The 17811-nt window shown below is 37.4% G+C and carries 10 protein-coding genes; 3 read left to right on the top strand and 7 right to left on the bottom strand.

What is annotated here, in order from left to right:
* The first annotated feature begins 72 nt into the window (after window positions 1-72).
* Both CRO15_RS01210 and CRO15_RS01205 read left to right on the top strand, forming a co-directional pair.
* Window positions 73-423, top strand: a complete 351-nt coding sequence (locus tag CRO15_RS01210) for a YciI family protein (protein WP_097043904.1) — start codon at window positions 73-75, stop codon at window positions 421-423.
* Window positions 424-435: 12 nt separating this feature from the next.
* Window positions 436-1656, top strand: a complete 1221-nt coding sequence (locus CRO15_RS01205) for an RNA polymerase sigma factor (protein WP_097043903.1) — start codon at window positions 436-438, stop codon at window positions 1654-1656.
* A gap of 405 nt (window positions 1657-2061) precedes the next feature.
* Here the strand turns inward: CRO15_RS01205 and CRO15_RS01200 are convergent, their stop codons facing one another.
* From CRO15_RS01200 to CRO15_RS01170, 7 genes are all read right to left on the bottom strand, one after another.
* Entirely contained in the window at window positions 2062-2748 is a 687-nt protein-coding gene (locus CRO15_RS01200; protein WP_097043902.1) for a formylglycine-generating enzyme family protein, read from the bottom strand.
* 63 nt (window positions 2749-2811) lie between these two features.
* Window positions 2812-3672, bottom strand: coding sequence for an NHL repeat-containing protein (locus CRO15_RS01195; RefSeq protein ID WP_097043901.1), 861 nt, complete (start codon window positions 3670-3672; stop codon window positions 2812-2814).
* Window positions 3665-4564, bottom strand: a complete 900-nt coding sequence (locus CRO15_RS01190) for a GyrI-like domain-containing protein (RefSeq protein ID WP_097043900.1) — start codon at window positions 4562-4564, stop codon at window positions 3665-3667. Before CRO15_RS01190 ends, CRO15_RS01195 begins: the two co-directional genes overlap by 8 nt.
* A 12-nt stretch (window positions 4565-4576) precedes the next feature.
* Window positions 4577-5908, bottom strand: a complete 1332-nt coding sequence (locus CRO15_RS01185; protein WP_097043899.1) for a vanadium-dependent haloperoxidase — start codon at window positions 5906-5908, stop codon at window positions 4577-4579.
* An 11-nt stretch (window positions 5909-5919) separates the two neighbouring features.
* On the bottom strand, window positions 5920-9162 hold the full coding sequence (locus tag CRO15_RS01180; RefSeq protein WP_097043898.1) for a VCBS repeat-containing protein: 3243 nt from the start codon (window positions 9160-9162) through the stop codon (window positions 5920-5922).
* Entirely contained in the window at window positions 9155-12499 is a 3345-nt protein-coding gene (locus CRO15_RS01175) for a VCBS repeat-containing protein (RefSeq protein ID WP_097043897.1), read from the bottom strand. The genes CRO15_RS01180 and CRO15_RS01175 overlap by 8 nt, the downstream gene beginning before the upstream one ends.
* Window positions 12496-15714, bottom strand: coding sequence for a VCBS repeat-containing protein (locus CRO15_RS01170; RefSeq protein WP_243396873.1), 3219 nt, complete (start codon window positions 15712-15714; stop codon window positions 12496-12498). The genes CRO15_RS01175 and CRO15_RS01170 overlap by 4 nt, the downstream gene beginning before the upstream one ends.
* 264 nt (window positions 15715-15978) lie before the next feature.
* On the opposite strand from CRO15_RS01170, the gene CRO15_RS01165 reads away from it, so the two are divergent.
* Window positions 15979-17631, top strand: a complete 1653-nt coding sequence (locus tag CRO15_RS01165) for a solute:sodium symporter family transporter (protein ID WP_097044803.1) — start codon at window positions 15979-15981, stop codon at window positions 17629-17631.
* The last annotated feature ends 180 nt before the right edge of the window (window positions 17632-17811 follow it).

Genomic DNA, 17811 nt, shown 5'->3' with positions numbered 1-17811 from the left:
ATTGTCCTATTTCAAACTTTTCAATCATTAAGCGTATAAAAATTTATTATTTAAAATTAAAAAACAAAAGACATGAAAGATTTTATGATGTTATTTCACAGCGAACCCAATCCTGATTTTAATCCTACTCCAGAACAAATAGAAGAAGAAGTAAAAGCCTGGCAAGATTGGATGGGAGGAATTGGTGCACAAGGCAAATTAAAAAATCCAGGTGAAGCACTTGGTTTTGAAGGAAAAACGATGCATGCTGACGGAACTATTACAGATGGACCCTATGCAGAGCTGAAAGAAATTATTGGAGGTTTTATCATTGTATCAGCTGAATCTATTGAAGATGCCATCCAATTGGGAAATGGTTGTCCTGCATTAAGTAGCGGTGGTAAAGTAGAGGTCAGAGACATTATGGTTTTTGATGGAATGTAATATTCTGATTAAATGGATAACAAGTTACTTTCTGATATTTTTAAATCTGAGTACAGCAACTTAGTTGCTGTACTCAATAGCTATTATGGATTAAAAGACTTGGAATTAGCGGAAGATATTGTATCCGATACATTTTTAAGAGCAATGAAAACCTGGTCTCATAAAGGGATTCCCGAATATCCTAAAGCCTGGCTTAGAAAGGTAGCACAGAATTTAATGCTGGAACATTTCAGGAGGAAGAAGACCTTTGAGGAAAAAATTACTCCTGAATTAGGAGCAAGAACTCAGCAAATTGGCGAGATTGAAATTACTGATAAAATAATTGAAGACAGCCAGCTCCACATGATGTTTGTGCTCTGTGACAATGAACTTAACAAAGAATCTCAGATTTGTATTGCTTTAAGAATTTTGTGTGGTTTTAGTATTGAAGAGATTGCGAAGGCACTTTTGTCAAATAAAGAAACAATAAACAAAAAATTATACAGAGCAAAAAAAGCAATTAAAGAACGAAATCGAGTTGAGACGAATCTTACATTAAACCAATATGTTACAAGACTTGACAACGTATTAAGAGTCATCTATCTAATATTTAATGAGGGTTATTATAGCAGTGTTAATGAAGATAATATCCGACACGAAATATGCTGGGAAGCCATGCGACTTAGTATTTTCTTATCTGAGCATAAAATCTTTCCGAAGCAAAAAATACATGCATTAATAGCCTTAATGTGTTTTCATACTTCTAGATTAGATGCCAGGATTTCAGGAGAAGAGGGTGATTTGCTGTATCATGAACAGGATAAAAGCAAATGGAATTCAGCACTAATTCAAAAGGGTACGAAATACCTTAAACTATCCGCTGAGGGAGATATTGTTAGCAAATATCATCTTGAAGCGGGAATCGCTTATTGGCACACAAGAGACAATAATGGGAAATGGAATAATATATTACAGTTATATAATAAATTGCTAACAATAGAATATTCACCTATTATTGCTATGAATCGGACATATGCCCTTGCACGGGCTAATTCAGTTGCCGAAGCTATTCAAGAGGCACATAAACTAGAATTGAAAAACAACCACCACTATTTCTGTTTGTTAGCGGAACTATACCGTATGAATAATAACATTGAAAAAGAAATAGAATACCTAAATATTGCCATTGGTTTTGCCAATAAAAAAAATGAAAAAGAATTAATAAAACACCGATTAGAAAAAGCAAGCCGATGAAATGTATTACACATTCAGATTGTAAATAATTGATACTTTGAAAAAAATTAGAAATTAATATTTAGTGAAAAAGGTGTGGCTAGCTTGAATTAAATGCCAGCCGCTAACAATAAATATAGGTCATTTGGCGGATAATGTTATAATTGAAAATGAGCGCAATTACCATAATATAGAGCAGTTTGATAGTCTGGAGCTTTAAAACACCAAACGCCCCATATTCGAGCCGATAAGTGCAGCGCCAAAAAAGCAGCTTTTTTTACTATCATAAATATCCCAGTAAAATTCTTTTTCCAAATATCGTCTTGAGCCTACCGCATTGAGCAGGGTGAAGTCGTAGAGAACTATTTAGTCAATTATATAAGAGTATAGATTTCTTCCCTTCGTCTGAATTTGGTTTATAGGATTTTAACATGCATTTTTTGCAATTCTAAATCCCAAGTCATCAATTTTAAAAGAAAATGGATGACTTCTTCTGCGGGTTGTGGCCATAACACTTCTTGCTACATCACACCAACCCCCACCTCTAAAAACTCGATATTCACCATATTTGGTTTCATCATAGATATCTGAACACCATTCCCAAACATTTCCTAACATATCATATAGTCCCCATGCGTTTGGCTTCATTTGACCAACCTCATGAGGTTGGTTTTTAGAATTTTTCTTGTACCAGGCAATTGATTCAATGCCGTCGTATCTTTTCTTTCCTGTTCCGCATTGACATGCATATTGCCATTCAGCTTCTGTTGGGAGTCTAAATCCATCAGCATTTGAAACAAATCTTATTTCTCCTCTTTCTTTGTCTATTATATAACATGGATTTATTCCCAAATGTTCGGATAATTTGTTGCAAAAAGCAACAGCATCTATCCAAGTAACAGTTTCAACGGGGAGTTTATCGCCTTTAAAAGAACTTGGATTTTCTTTTGTGATCGACCTGTATAAAGCTTGGGTCGTTGGATATTTAGATAAATAAAAACTATCAATTTTGACCTCCCAAGTCTTTTTTATTCGGTCATCCCGCATTTCAATGGTTCCTTTTGGGACTTCAACGAGTAACTTGTTGATGAGCTCTTTGTTGACTTTTTTCATTTTTCTGACAATTAAAAATTAAGTAAAAAATAAAGCATGGTCTGGTGGATTGCCAAAGATAACCTAGTCAAGTTTATACGAATACAAATTTCGCCCTTTGGTCTGCGATTGTTCATCAGCAATGAGCAAGGTGGAATCATCAAGAAAGCAAATAGATTCCATTTGGGTTTCATGTTTTAGGTAAGTGCGGCTTATTTTGGCGAAGCTTAGATGTTCCAACTCAAAATCCCGTATTAAATATAGATAACCATATCCTAAAAGTGCAAGGGTTTTACCATCCTTGGAGATGTCGGCACCGGTAACAGAGCAGTGATGCTGTTCGTTGCACAAATTTAGAGTGCCTATAAGTCGGGCTTCATAAGTTCCCTTTTTGTCAGGAACTTTGTACACCAAAGTTTTTCCTAAATATGGACGGGAACGATCCTTCGTAAATATGTATAAATGATCGTTCCAGTGAAAAAAAGCTTCAGCATCAAATAAGAGTTCTTTTTTTGAAGGTGGAAATTCTTTTTGTTGCGGATAGTAAAACTCTATTTTCTCTGCAGGGATGCTACTCCCTTTTTCTTGATTTGGATTCGGGAGTTTGTATATGGTCAGGTTTTTTCGGTCATTGTCGTTATTGCCAAAATCCCCTATATATAGATTTCCTTTCTTATCCTTTGCTAAATCTTCCCAATCATTATTTTTTGCATGTTTCACCTTGAATTCTTTAACAAGTTTTCCTTCAAGGTTTATGGCATAAATAATGTCTTTATTTCCATTGTCTTCTAGAACCCAAGCTCTTGATTGATCAAAAGTTGCAATACCGGAAACTTCACTAAGTTTAGAGGGCAATTTCCCTAAATAGGTTAAATCACCATAATACGGTTTTTGTGCGCAACCTTGCAAGAATACTAAGGCAAGGATAGCTGAGAACTTACTCATTGGCTTCCTTTATAGGTAAATAGATATCTGCCTTCCATTGTAATTCGTTACCGCCCAAGTTAGGGTTGCTGTAAAAAACTTCTACGGGTTTTTTTTCTACTTCAATGTTATTTAGCTCCGCGTAATTGAGCAATGCATACCAAGCTCTATCCGAAGTAATATAATTGCCATTATACTCTGCTTTCAATGTCTTTTTGTCAAAAATGCGTTTGTATGTTATGTCTGGATGGTTTGGGAGGCTTTCGGAACGAATAATGGGATAACAGAAGTTATAGGATAGACTGTCCGTTTTTATGTTCCAATCAATTACCTCAACAAAGGGAGGGCCGTTTAACTCCACTCCATTTTCGTATAAGATAGAATTTAAAAAGGAATAGTTCCGCATCATTCCTTTTGCTTTGCCAATTTGTGATGTTTTTACCGGAATACATGCACAGGCAGATGAAAAAAGCTCATCCTCACCAACTATTGTGACCTTAAAATCCTTAAGATGATCATTTAAAAAATCATTAAAGGCAAGCAGGGTCTTTCTGGATTTTTTCTCAAAATCAGTGTCAGAAAAAGGAATTTGTATCTTATTGATTAAACTATGTTCAACATCTTTGATATTTACTTTTATGTGACTCATTGAATCATTAATTGCAGATACATCCCAATGATATTCATGAATGGAATCGTTAAAAGCCAATTCTTGTTTAAAACTGTTTAGACTCTCTTGTTCAACAGGTTCAAAATCACCCATGGAAGTATGCCAAGCCTTTACCGTTTGATTTACGGTCCCAGGTGTAGTTTTGACTTTAAAATTGACTTGGTAATCCTGTGGTTTTAAAAAAAGGTACCAAACTAAAGCAATGATGATAAGAGCACAGAGTGCTATAAAAACCCTCCTCATAGGTAATAGTGTTTAATTGGGTGCTGTCATGTTAAGCTTGTCAACTACAAACCGCCCTAGGTCACGTCCTTGTTTAACACCAATTTCTACTGCAGCGCGATAGTGTATTCCACCATACATTCTACTAATCGCAGCCTCATCGGCAGCTTGCTTAAACGATTTGAAAGACCTTACTGGTAGTCCGTAGGGAACCTCGGTATTGTCATCAAAAGCAAAATTATCCCCATAAATGGAAGTTAGTGCAGTAGCTGCCGCTCCTGAAACAACACTGTGTCCACTTGTATACTCTGGAAACGGAGGAGTCTGCAAAACAGGTTCCCAACTATCATCAATATGCTCGTTGATCAGTGTTTCTGGGCGAATCAAATTGCTTCGGTATTTTTCGTCCCAGCAACTTATAAATGCATCTGCAATGGCAATGGAGGTTTTGGTATAGGTATAAACCGTTTTTGCTACATCAGCATTGGTCTTTAGACTTGCAATTTTTGCAATACCTATCCAATGCGCTCCTGGTGTAATCTTTTTTGTGGCAAACATCAAATGACCCCTGGTAACCGAAACGTATGGATTGCAATCCCAAAACTGTGCAATGGCCACTTCTTCAGATTCATCTCCCTTTGCAGTAATTTCATTGCTAATGTCATAAACCTCTCTTACTTCTTTATAGAAATCCGAGTCTTCTTCCATAGAGAAAGGAGGAGGAGGAAGTGGTTTAAATTGACCCGCAGAATCAATTACAAAGGGCCGAATTTTGTTCCAATGGGGTTCAATGCCATCCATATAAGACGGAGGGGTAGGTTGCCAGCGTGATGGATCATCTGAGTTAACTGAGAATTTTGGCATTGTTCGTGTCTGCTTATAATTGTCCTTGTCCATCCAGGCGGCAATATGCTCAGATACTTTTAGGCCATAAGTTTTGGAAGCGTTAAAAACGACTTCATTTTTTTCGCTCCAAGTATTGTAGAGGCTATCTTGGTAGGTTTCAATTCTTTCCTCAGAAAAAATTAGCTTTTTGCTCATATCTATATGTGCAATCAAGGCGGCCAACTCAAAGTTTATTTTTTCTTTTTCTTGAGGTTCTGGAATGCTTTCCAAATTACGCAACTGACCTGCTAACGATTTATAGGAATCATCATTTTTGGCCAAAATTTCATAAGCAGCCACATTTGGATAAGCGTAAATTCTACTGGCAACAGGAGGTGAAAAAATATCGTGGATCATAATTTCAGTGACTTTGTCCACCGAGCTATGGAAATCTTCAGGGGTAATGTTGATAGATTCTTCTTTTTTCTGACAGGAGACAAAAATCAAAAGCAGTAATACAATGCCAATTCGTTCTTTCATGATCTTTCAGTTTAGTTGTTGAGTTTATAAACCTGCAATTTATCATTATTAAAGATTGCAAGTAAATATTTTTGTTTGTTGAGGGTAATTGTTTTTAAATGTCTCAAAGATTTTTTGGTAAAATCCAAACCTAATTGATTTCCTAAAATTATATCATTTTCATTTTTAAGCAATGCTCCCGGAAATGAATCAAACCGGCCGTGATAAGGTTTTACTCCAAAGTAATTTCCCCCTATCAATACTTCATTGGTACCGTTTCCATCAAAATCATCCACTAAAAAGGCCATCATTGGGGAAACCTGTAGTTCATTTTTGAAGGGAACAAAAACAAACTCTCCATTGTTGTTTTTTAAATACCCAGAGTCCAAGGTGTTCACTTCTAGTACCGTGGACTTGTCCAGTTTTTCCTTTCCAAAGATTTCCTCTACTGTTTTTCCTGCGAAAGAGGTATAGCTATTGAATTCTTTTCTTAAGAATACCATTTGGGAGGCTAATCCATCCAAGGACTCCAATGGATAATAGATACCGTCTTTTTCCAGTGCCGTAACGGTTTCTGTTTGCCCGTTGTCATCAAAATCATTCAAGAAAAGCTTCATCGGGAATTTTTTGGAAGCTTTAAATTTTGAGTTTGTACCCCAGTTTCCAAGAAGGTAATCCATGTCTCCATCGGAATCAATATCAAAAGCTTCAATACTTTGCCATAACCCTTTTAGGTCTAAATTTTGGGTTTCGGTGAAAGTCCCATTTTCATTCTTTAAAAACTTAGGGGACATCCATTCACCTATAAGAATCAAGTCTGTTGCGCCATCATTGTCAAAGTCGCTCCAAAGCGCATCGGTGACCATTCCATGTGATTGTTTGTTAAATCCATCCAGTACTTTGAAAGTTCCATTTTCATTCTTTAAAATATAGGAATTGGCCGGAGATCCAAATTTGGAAGTTATGGTGTGTCCACCGACAAAAACATCCAAATCGCCGTCATTATCAAAATCGTTGGGTTTGACCACAGAAGCATTTTGATAATATTCTGGAAGGTTTGTGGTCTCAAAAGTAGCATCTCCTTGAATATAGAATTGCTCCAAAAGTGCATCGGACTGTCCAAAAAAATCACCGCCACCAGAGGTTATAAACAAATCGTTTTTTTGGTCGTTGTTGAAATCAGCTATTACAGCTGAAACATCTTCTTTGATGGAATCTTTTGTAATGATGGGAAAATGATGGTCAACAAAAACAGAATCTCGTTGCAAAAATATTTTTGAAAGGCCAAATTTTGAACCGCCAATAAAAATATCTTCCTTTCCATCATTGTTTAGGTCTCCCACGGCCAATGCAGGACCTCTATCCGATATTTGATATGGGATTAATTTTTCTCGGTTAAAGTCTGTGTAATTGTCCTCCACATGGGTGAAATCCATCCCCAAGTTATTAGCTAGAGGGACAAATAAAGGTTCATTTTTCTTATGCAATGATTGATAATCAAAAGATTTGGTGTCCTCTGGTTGAATTTCCAAAGTTTGATTCAGTGCCACATCTTTCAGTACCTGAAAGGTCCTATTGGGCCAAATTACCTTTAAAGAATCCGCTTTTTGCACATTTTTTGGATACCCAAAGTGAATTATAGGCTCCGAAGAGGCCTGAAATCCGCGGGAAGGGAACAGCTCTTTAAATTGTAGTTTTCCTTTGTGATAAGCATATACTTTGGTGCCGATTCCAAACTTGTTTTCTGCGGAAAAATTGAACTTTACCTTTAGGTAATTCCCATTATTGGCCGCTTTGTTTATGTAGAGTGATGCAGGTTGGTTCAGGTTATTGGTCACTAAATCGAGGTCGCCATCACCGTCCAGATCACCTATTGCCGTAGCTCCGGAAACCAAGGTGTCGTTGCTTGTCCATTGCCCTGACATATTCTCAAAAATTAAATTTTTGCCACCCCTAAAAACATAGTTATGCACGTTACCAGAGGGCATCAGTTGTAGGGCTTCTTGGTCTACCAACTTGGTATTGTCAATTTTTTTCTTGATTTGATCACTGGACACAAATTTTATAAAATCCAGGTCATTGGGTCGCTTGGGAATACCGTTGGATATGAAGATATCTTGTAGCCCATCTAAATCATAATCCCCAAAAAGAGCGCTCCAACTCCAGTCCGTTGCGGCAATACCACTCATTAAAGCAGTCTCCATAAAATTTCCATCAGGTTGGTTCACATAGAGCATGTTCCGTGTGAACTGATAATGGTACCCAAACCTATTTATTCTAAGCTTTTGTGTTTGAATGTTGTCATCTCCTTCGGAGGATTTTAGCGCAATTTCATCTTCGGGAAGCATATCCAACGAAATCATATCAGGTCTTCCATCATTATTTATATCTGCCACGTCATTTCCCATGGAGAACCTGCTGGTATGTCCAAAATACTTTTTCAGGCTTTCAGTGAATGTGCCATCTCCATTGTTCAAATAATAGTAATCATCTTCATGAAAATCGTTGCCTACATAAATATCCGGGAACCCATCCAAATTAAAATCAGATATGGCCAATCCTAGACCATAAGCATTTATACCGCCGTAAATTCCTGCTTCCTCGCTAACATCCACAAACTTACCTTGGTCATTTCTGAGCAATTTATCCCCAGTCTCATAATTGCGCTCATAGCGTAAATCAAATTTGCCATAGGAATTTTGAGTGTGTACGGCATGGTTTAACAGATAAAGGTCCAAATCCCCATCCAGATCATAATCAAAAAAAGCAGCATTGGAACTGTAGGTGTCAAAGTCAAGCCCATATTTAGCGGCACTTTCTGTAAATGTGTTGTCGCCATTGTTAATGAAGAGCTCATTGAATCCGTTGAATCCATTTAGACCCACAACTGCACAAACATAGATATCCAATAACCCATCCCCATTCACATCGGCCATGGATGTGCCAGTGTTCCAGCTACTATTCCCCTCTATTCCAGCAGCGGTGGAAATGTCTTCAAATTTAAGATTCCCTTTATTTAAATATAGTTTGTTCTTTACTTGATTCCCCGAAAAGAAAATGTCTGGTAATCCATCATTATTAATATCTCCTATTGACACTCCTCCGCCATTATAGAAGTATAAATAATCCAAAATATTGAGGTTGTCGGACGGAGTGATGTCATTGCTAAAGGTGACCCCAGTGGTTTTAGGGTCTGGGTTTTTAAAAAGACCACCCTCTTTTTTGCAGGATGCCAAAAGCACAACGATGATAAATATTGTTGATAGCTTACTCATTAATGGCAAATATCTTTGGTTTGTTATTGTTAATAGCTGCAATTATGAAGGTGTTCCCGTTTTTGTCCTTGAACTGTTCCAGGTATTTTACTTCATCCTTTATTTTAAAACCGCTGGTGTCATAGTTTTGCCATTCAAAACCAAGTTTTCCATCTCCTAACAAAAGGTTACCATAACTGGCATCCAGTCTGGAGAATTGTGGCTTGTACTCATAATTGTTTCCGGCCATGATCAAATCAAGGTTGCCATCATTGTTTACATCGGTACAGGTAATGTCACAAACACAGGACAATTGCACTCTTGGAGGAAGTTTTTGAATGGTAAACTTGCCACCTCCTTCATTTATAGCAATCATAGAGGCTGAAGTCTCTACCTGCTTTACAATTGAATTATCTATGATTTCTTTAGAAAATAGCTCTTGAATGGTTCTTTTGGCATAATCTGATGCTTTGAGGTTCTCCTTTTTTAGAGAAACAAGCTGTTCTGTCAGTTCCTTTTTCTGATGTATGGGATAGTCACCACCGTTGGAATGTAATGTTACAATTTGCTCAATGGTACCATTATCATCAAAATCGTTGACCCACATTTTCATGGGTTGATTTTCCATTGGTCTATAATGAAGATTCAGCCCTTGGTTTCCCAATATCAAATCTTGGTCGCCATCATTATCCAGATCGGCAGTTTCAAGGGTGTTCCACCAGCCATAAAGACTATCCAGAGAAGAGGTATATTTCACAAGCCTTCTTCCTGTATTTTTGTAGATTTTTGGAGTGTCCCATTCGGAGGTAACGATTAGATCTTTCTTTCCGTCCCCATCAATATCCACCCATTTGGAATCTGTGACCATACCAGCGTTTTTAAGATCGTAACCTAAACGTTCAGATGCATCAACAAAAACACCTTCGCCTTTGTTTTCAAGGAGCAAATGGTCTGGTGACACCCCATAAACTCCAACCACGCTTCGTGACCCAATAAATACATCGATATCTCCATCACTGTCAAAATCATTAGGAGAAATGGTGGAGATATTTTTAAATGTTGAAGGCAGTTCTTTTTCAGATTTGGAAAAATTGCCGTTGCCATCATTTAAATATAGCCGTGGTCTGTAGCTATTTTGTTTGTTGACATTGTTCCCGCCTGAACCTACCAGTAAATCTAAATCGTTGTCACCGTCCGCATCAAAAAATGAAGCAGCCACATCCTCATGTTTGCTGTCATCTTCAAGAGCTTTTGAGGTTTTTCGGGTAACATTTCCATTTCCTTTGTGTATGTAAATTGCACCAGCTTGATTGTCAGCTCCACCTACAAAAAAGTCTTCATGACCATCTCCGTTTACATCGGCAACGGCCAAAGAGGGACCTTCCTGTGACAATTTTTTATAAATAAGGCCCTCAAAATCAAAATCATTATAATGATCTTCTTTATGCTCACCCAGTATTTTCGAATCCAATTCGTTTAAAAAGGATCTTTGAATTTCTTTTTTAGGAATTGTATATACCCCGGTTGATTCTTCGTGTTTAAATGTGATCAGCTGATTGCCGGTTACATTTTCCAACTTTTGGGTACGGTCATCGGGCCAAACAATGCGGATTGAATCCATTTTATCCGATTTTCCCATTCCAATGGTCATTCCATAATCCATGGAAGATTGAAATCCGCGGGAAGGGATGAGTTCCTGGTTGATAATGTTTCCATCAAAATAAAACTGCGCCAAAGTTCCTATGGCAAAAGGATTTTCTTTAGGGCCTTTAAACTTAAGCTGGATGTAATTGTTATCAAGTTGGTTGTTGGTATTATTTTGATAAACAAATGTTTCCGTGTTTACATTGTTGATCACCAAATCCAAATCCCCATCATTATCCAAATCTCCATAAGCCGCACCGTTAGATCTTGTGGGCAAATCAAATCCCCATTCCTTGTTGGCATTTTTAAAGGTGATATCGCCATTGTTTTTATAAGCAAAATTTGGCTGAGGTTTTATGGGCATTTTATTGATGATAGAATCAATGGATTCCTTTTTGCCCGTTAGGGCCATTTTTTGAATGATTTCATTGGCAAAAAAGTCAACAAAATCCAAATCGGTTAGGTCGTGGTTAATTCCGTTGGTTACAAAAATATCCTTTAGTCCATCGTTGTCCATATCAAACATAAGTCCAGCCCAACTCCAATCGGTGGCATCTATACCACTGTAATAGGCCACCTCTGAAAAAGTGCCATTCCCATTGTTGAGTTGAAGGGTGTTTTGGATGTATTGCTGATAAAAATCCTTACTCTGTTTGAGCTCAAAAATGTTATAGCCTTCAAATTCCATAACGGATTTAACCCTTTCTTCGGGTTCTGGAAGCATATCCGTGATAAAAATATCATTGTGTCCATCGTTGTTGATATCTGCGATGTCTATTCCCATTGCGGATAGGCTTAAATGAGAGGTCCAATCTTTGATTTCTTCAGTGAACGTACCATCTTTTTGATTGATGTAGAGGTAATCCCGTTCATAAAAATCATTTGAAACATAGATATCAGGGTAAAGATCTTTATTAAGGTCCGTTATCATGACCCCAAGCCCAAAACCAATCAAACTGCCATAGATTCCGGCTTCTTCACTAACATCTACAAACTTGCCATTATCGTTTCTGAGGAGCATATCGCCCACACCTCGGAAAATATGGGGCACTTTTTCCCAATCTTGGGCCCGAACGCCTCTTTGTTCTGCATAACCAAGACTGCTTACAGGAATATTGCTGTTGTTGAGGATATAGGCATCCAAATCACCGTCCTTGTCATAATCGAAAAAGGAAGCATGGGTGGTAAACCCTGTTTTTGCCAGATTGTATTCATTTGCTTTTTCCGTGAAGGTGAGGTCGCCATTATTGATGTATAAATCATTGTCGTGGTTATTGCCTTCCAAATTACCGGCGTTGCTAACATAAATATCCAAAAGCCCATCTTGGTTAACATCGACCATCAGTACTCCAGTGGACCAAGGTTTATTGCCCATTATTCCTGCACTTTCAGAAATATCTTCAAATTTTAGATTGCCTTTGTTCAAGTAAAGGCGGTTGGGTACCATGTTTCCGGTAAGATAAATGTCCGAAAGGCCATCGTTATTGATGTCTCCTATAGCCACACCACCTCCATTATAAAAATTTCTGTACTTGAAAATGTTGAAATTCTTCTGGTTTTCTACCTTGTTCACAAAATCAACCCCAGTTTCCGTGGAAGGAAGCAAAGTGAACAGTGTTTCCGTTTTTTTCTCTTCAGTGTTGTTCGATTCTTGGTTGGTGCAGGCTACAATCTGCATCAATAGAACGGACATAATTACATATCTCAATTTCATTTGGTGTTCTGGTTTTTGACTAAAAAAACAGGAGAGTCATTGTTTAGTGTTATGATGAATTCCTCTCTCCCATTTATTCTTATTTTTTCAATCTCTCTAGCAGCTCCTGAAACTTTTAAGTTTTGTTTCCAGATTAAGTCGCCATTGCCATCATTTTGCAATAAAAGTCCATGCGATGCGTCCAATCTACCAAGTTGCGTGCTTATCTCAAAATTATTTCCAACGAATAATGCATCCTTGTATCCATCTCCATCGATATCGTTAATGTAAATGTTATTAACTGTTGAAGATTGGATGATTAGTGGTAAATTTTTTGGTGAAAAATTACCACTTCCATCATTTTCAAAGTAGGAAGTACTCAGTTGATAAATTTGTTTTTTACTGGCTCCTTCTAACTTTTCTTTTTCAAAAATTTCTTCCAAAGATGCTTTCGCAAAATCTTTGTAAAAAAGGAACCTTTTATTGAGTGCGGGCATTTGTTTGGCCAACTCGTCTTTTGATGCAAAAGCGGTTTCCTTACCCCCGTGGAAATGGGTGACCAATGTTTCTATTGACCCATTTTCATCAAAATCGGCTTTATAAAGTGTAACCGGTTTTTCAACTGATGCTTTGAACTTGGTATTTAAGCCCCAGTTACCAGCTAAAATGTCCAGATCTCCATCATTGTCCAAATCTGCCATTCGGATACTGTTCCACCAGCCGTAGGTTTTTCCCAACCCGTTTTCACTTTGTTTAACAAGTCTGTTTCCAGTATTGAGGAATATGGTTATGGGAGTCCAATGACCGGCAACAATAAGGTCTGGATATCCATTTTTGTCTAAATCATGCCATACAATGTCTTTTATGTTTCCAACGGCTTCAAATTCTGGAGCAAATGTGGAGGTGATTTCTGTAAAATTTCCTTTACCATCATTTGAAAAAAGATATTGTTTGGGGATGTCTCCAAATTTTCCGGGAACCAAATCAGATGTAATACAAACATCCTGGTCTCCATCATTGTCAATATCAACAGCTTTTACATTAGAGGCATTCACTTCAATATTTCCAAATTGGGTTTGATCTTTAATAAGTTGACCTTTTTTGTTGAGATAAAGCCTAGGTGTTAGGGGTTTTCCTTTGGTAAATTCGTTGCCGCCGCTCACTACAAGTAAGTCAAGGTTTCCATCATTGTTGGCATCAAAAAAAACATTATCAGTGTCTTCGCTGATTTTATCAAGTTCGAATAAATCTGCTTGACTTTCTTGAAACCCGCCTTGCTCATTTTGTAAAAAGAGAGCGGAAGCTTGTTTTTTTGCCCCACTGATGAACAGGTCTTCAAAACCATCATTATTTATATCGGCCACGGAAACAGAGGGGCCTTCATTGGAGTTCGAAAAAGGGATTAAGGGATCTCGGTCAAAATCTAAAGTTTGCTGCTCTTTATGAACAAAATTCAATTTTGTAGCAGGGGCAGAAAAGAAGGATTCAATGTCAATGTTTTGTTTTTTGTAACAATCTCCGATTGCATTTGTAAAAGAGACATTCAGAGTTTTTGGCGTAATGATGTTTTTGATTGTTTGATATTTTCCGCCAGGCCAAATTACTTTAAGAGAATCAATGATAGAATCTTTTCCAATTCCAAAGTGAAGGTTATGATTCTTGGCTGAAAGATACCCGCGAGTCACAAAGTTTTCTTGTGTAATTATATTGGAGCCTTGATATAAAATGATCTTTGCACCAATGCCAAAGTAGTTGTTGGGGCCTCCACGGAATCTTACCTTAAGGTAATGGTTTGTATTGAGGGTGTTTTCCAACATAAAAGCTTCTTGGTCCACATTGTTCACTATCACGTCTAAATCACCGTCGTTGTCCAAATCAGCATATGTACACCCATTGCTATAGGATTCAATTTCTTTAGACCATAATCCCGACATATTTGAAAAAGTGATGTCTCCATTATTCTTGAAAAAATAGTTTGGCACTTTTTTGCTGGGCAGCTGTTCTATAAATGCCATATCATCTTTGGATAACCCTGAACTTATGGTTTTCTGGATATGATCATTGGAGATATAATTGATAAAATCCATGTCATTGGTAGCACCCTTTATACCATTTGAAACAAAAACATCTTTAAAGCCATCATTGTCAAAATCTGCAAGTAATGCTCCCCAAGACCATTCTGAAGCATTTATTCCGCTTAAATGGGAAACCTCACTAAAATGCTCTCCATCCAAATTGAGATGAAGCGTGTTCTGCATGTACTGCGGAGCATATCCGTTTTTTAGATATTGTTGATAAATAGGGAATCCATACTCCAATCCCGAGGTTTTGTAGGTTTCCAAATCTTCGGGAAGCATATCCAAAGAAACAATATCGGTTAGTCCATCATTGTTGATGTCTGCTAGGTCATTGCCCATTGAAAAATGTGATGTGTGTCCCATTTTTCCATCACCACTTGAGATAATTTCTTTAAACGTGCCATCTTTTTGATTGATATAGAGATAGTCGTTTTCGAAAAAATCATTGCCAATATAGATGTCTGGATACCCATCATTGTTTAGGTCGCCGACCCCCAAACCAAGGCCATAGCCAATGTTTCCCTGAAAAATACCTGCTTCTTTGGAAACATCCACAAATTTCCCATTATCATTTCTGTAAAGAATATCTCCGGATAATGGATCAGTTAATTTTCTTTTAGCTCCCTTGCCATATGATCGGTTTGCATTTACAGAATGGTTGAGAAGGTACATGTCAAGGTCTCCATCCAAGTCATAATCAAAAAAAGATGCTTGGGTTGAAAATCCAGAAAAATCCAAATTGTAGCTGGACGCTTCTTCTTTAAAAGATGGAATGCCATTTTCATCTACTCCTTGATTGACATAAAGGAGGTTTTTCCCTTTGATAGTATTATAATTGCCTACTTTACAAATATAAATGTCCAAAAGCCCATCGTTATTGATATCGACATGGGTAACCCCTGTTGTCCACCCGGTGTCGTTATCAATTTTTGCGACCTTGGTTATATCCTCAAAACTGAATTGACCCTTGTTTAAATAGAGTTTGTCCTCGCCTTGATTTGAGGTAAAGTAGAGGTCCGTTAAATCATCATTATTAAAATCCCCAGCAGCAACACCTGCACCATTATAATAATAGAGATAATTAAGAATATTCAGCTCTGGGGTTTCTGTTAGTTCATTCTTAAATGTGATACCGGTTCGGGGGGATGTTCTGTTCAAAAAGAGGTTTTTTGAATCATTTTTTTTACAGCTCAATACCAGTAAAAAAACACCAATAAAAATCCAAAATTTCCCTCTCATCTATTTCAAGAAAATAAGATGTTAATATAACCAATCCCGTAAGAATTAGAAACGTAACAATAGTTAATATTTTGTGGAATTTAAACGAAAACGTTTGAGATTTCCCGAATCTTGATATGGGGTTCTTGTTTTGATAAATAATCCAATATATTTATGGACAACAAACCAAACGAAAGAATCAAAATGTTAGGAATATTATCTTTTTTGGGCTTTACCCTGTTAGTGGGAATCATTTCATATTTGGCAACAAGATCTACAGACGAAAAATCATCGGACGGATATTTTTTGGGAGGCAGAAGTTTAACGGCAGGTGTTATTGCCGGGTCTTTGCTGTTGACCAATTTGTCTACGGAACAAATTGTTGGGCTAAATGGAAGTGCCTATAAAGATGGCCTATCTGTAATGGCATGGGAAACACTTGCGGCTATAGCTATGGTTGTTGCGGCCATATTCTTATTGCCGCGATATTTAAAAGGAGGATTGACTACCGTACCGCAGTTTTTGGCAAATCGTTTTGATGTTACTACCAAAACAATTACTTCAGGATTGTTTTTAACAGGATATGTGGTTGTGCTTTTGCCTGTTATCCTATACTCTGGCTCTGTGGCCATAAGCGGAATGTTTAATGTGCCTGAAATGTTGAATGTGTCAGATTCTACAGCTTTGGTCATCTGTATTTGGGGGATTGGCATCATCGGTTCTATTTATGCCGTATTTGGTGGGTTGAAAGCGGTTGCTGTATCAGATAGCATAAATGCAATTGGGTTGATTATCGGTGGAATATTGATTCCCGTGTTTGGTTTAATGGCAATAGGGGATGGCAGCGTACTTGCTGGATTGGATACGCTGGTTTCTTCCGATCCTGAAAGATTTGACTCTACAGGGAATCATGGTCAAGAAGTACCTTTTTCTACAATTTTTACAGGAATGATGTTGGTTCAATTGTTTTATTGGGGAACCAATCAGCAAATTATACAGAGAGCATTGGGAGCTAAGAATCTAGCTGAAGGCCAGAAAGGATTGTTGTTGGCTTCTTTCTTGAAAATTTTAGGGCCTCTAATTTTGGTGTTGCCAGGGATGATTGCATATCATTATTTTGATGGAAATTTAGAGTCGAGCGATTTGGCATATCCGGCACTGGTTGGTGCTGTGCTACCCAAATATTTGGTTGGTTTTTTTGCGGCCGTTTTGTTTGGGGCTATTTTAAGTTCTTTTAATAGTGTTCTGAACAGTTCAGTTACACTTTTTGGTATTGATATTTACAAACAGCACATTAACAAAGAAGCGCCGGAAGGCACAGTTGTAAAGTATGGTAAAATTTTTGGTGTCTGTTTGGCTTTGGCTGCGATGTTTATAGCGCCTTTAATTGCAAATGCTGGAAGTCTCTTTAATTACCTTCAAGAGATTAACGGTATTTACAACATTCCTATTTTAACCATTATTGTTGTGGGCTATTTAACCAAGCGTGTACCTGCAATTGCTGCAAAAATTGCCATATTCATGGGCTCTGGGCTATATATTGTTAGTCAATTTATTGTTGGCCCATATAGAGTGGAGAAGGCCCTGGAGGCTGCTAGAGCATCTGGCATTACAGATGAGGCTGCTTTGAATTTGGTTGAGGCAGACGCATATCCTCATTATTTACATGTAATGGCCATTCTATTTTTGTTAAATGCCGGAATCATGTTGTTGATTGGAAAATTCTATCCTAGAAAAGAAGCTTTTGAACAACAATATACCAAGCAAGTTGAAATCACTCCATTCAAATATGTAAAACAATTTGGCGCCATTATTTGCCTTATTGTGATTGGAGTCTATATCTATTTTGCTAAATAATAGATTTCTAACTGTGTCAGATTAATTATTTGATTAATGAATGTCCTGATTGACCTGATCAGTTATTTAAGCTTTAGCAGGAAACTAATAAGAATTTTGTATTGGTATTTGCCTTTGATTTGTTGAGGAATAGTTGATTCCCTCCCTTCTTTAAAACGTGTATATTATTTTATCGCGTAT

The organism is Flagellimonas pacifica (assembly GCF_900215465.1).
Lineage (GTDB): Bacteria > Bacteroidota > Bacteroidia > Flavobacteriales > Flavobacteriaceae > Flagellimonas > Flagellimonas pacifica.
This window is presented reverse-complemented; position numbering and strand designations above follow the sequence as displayed.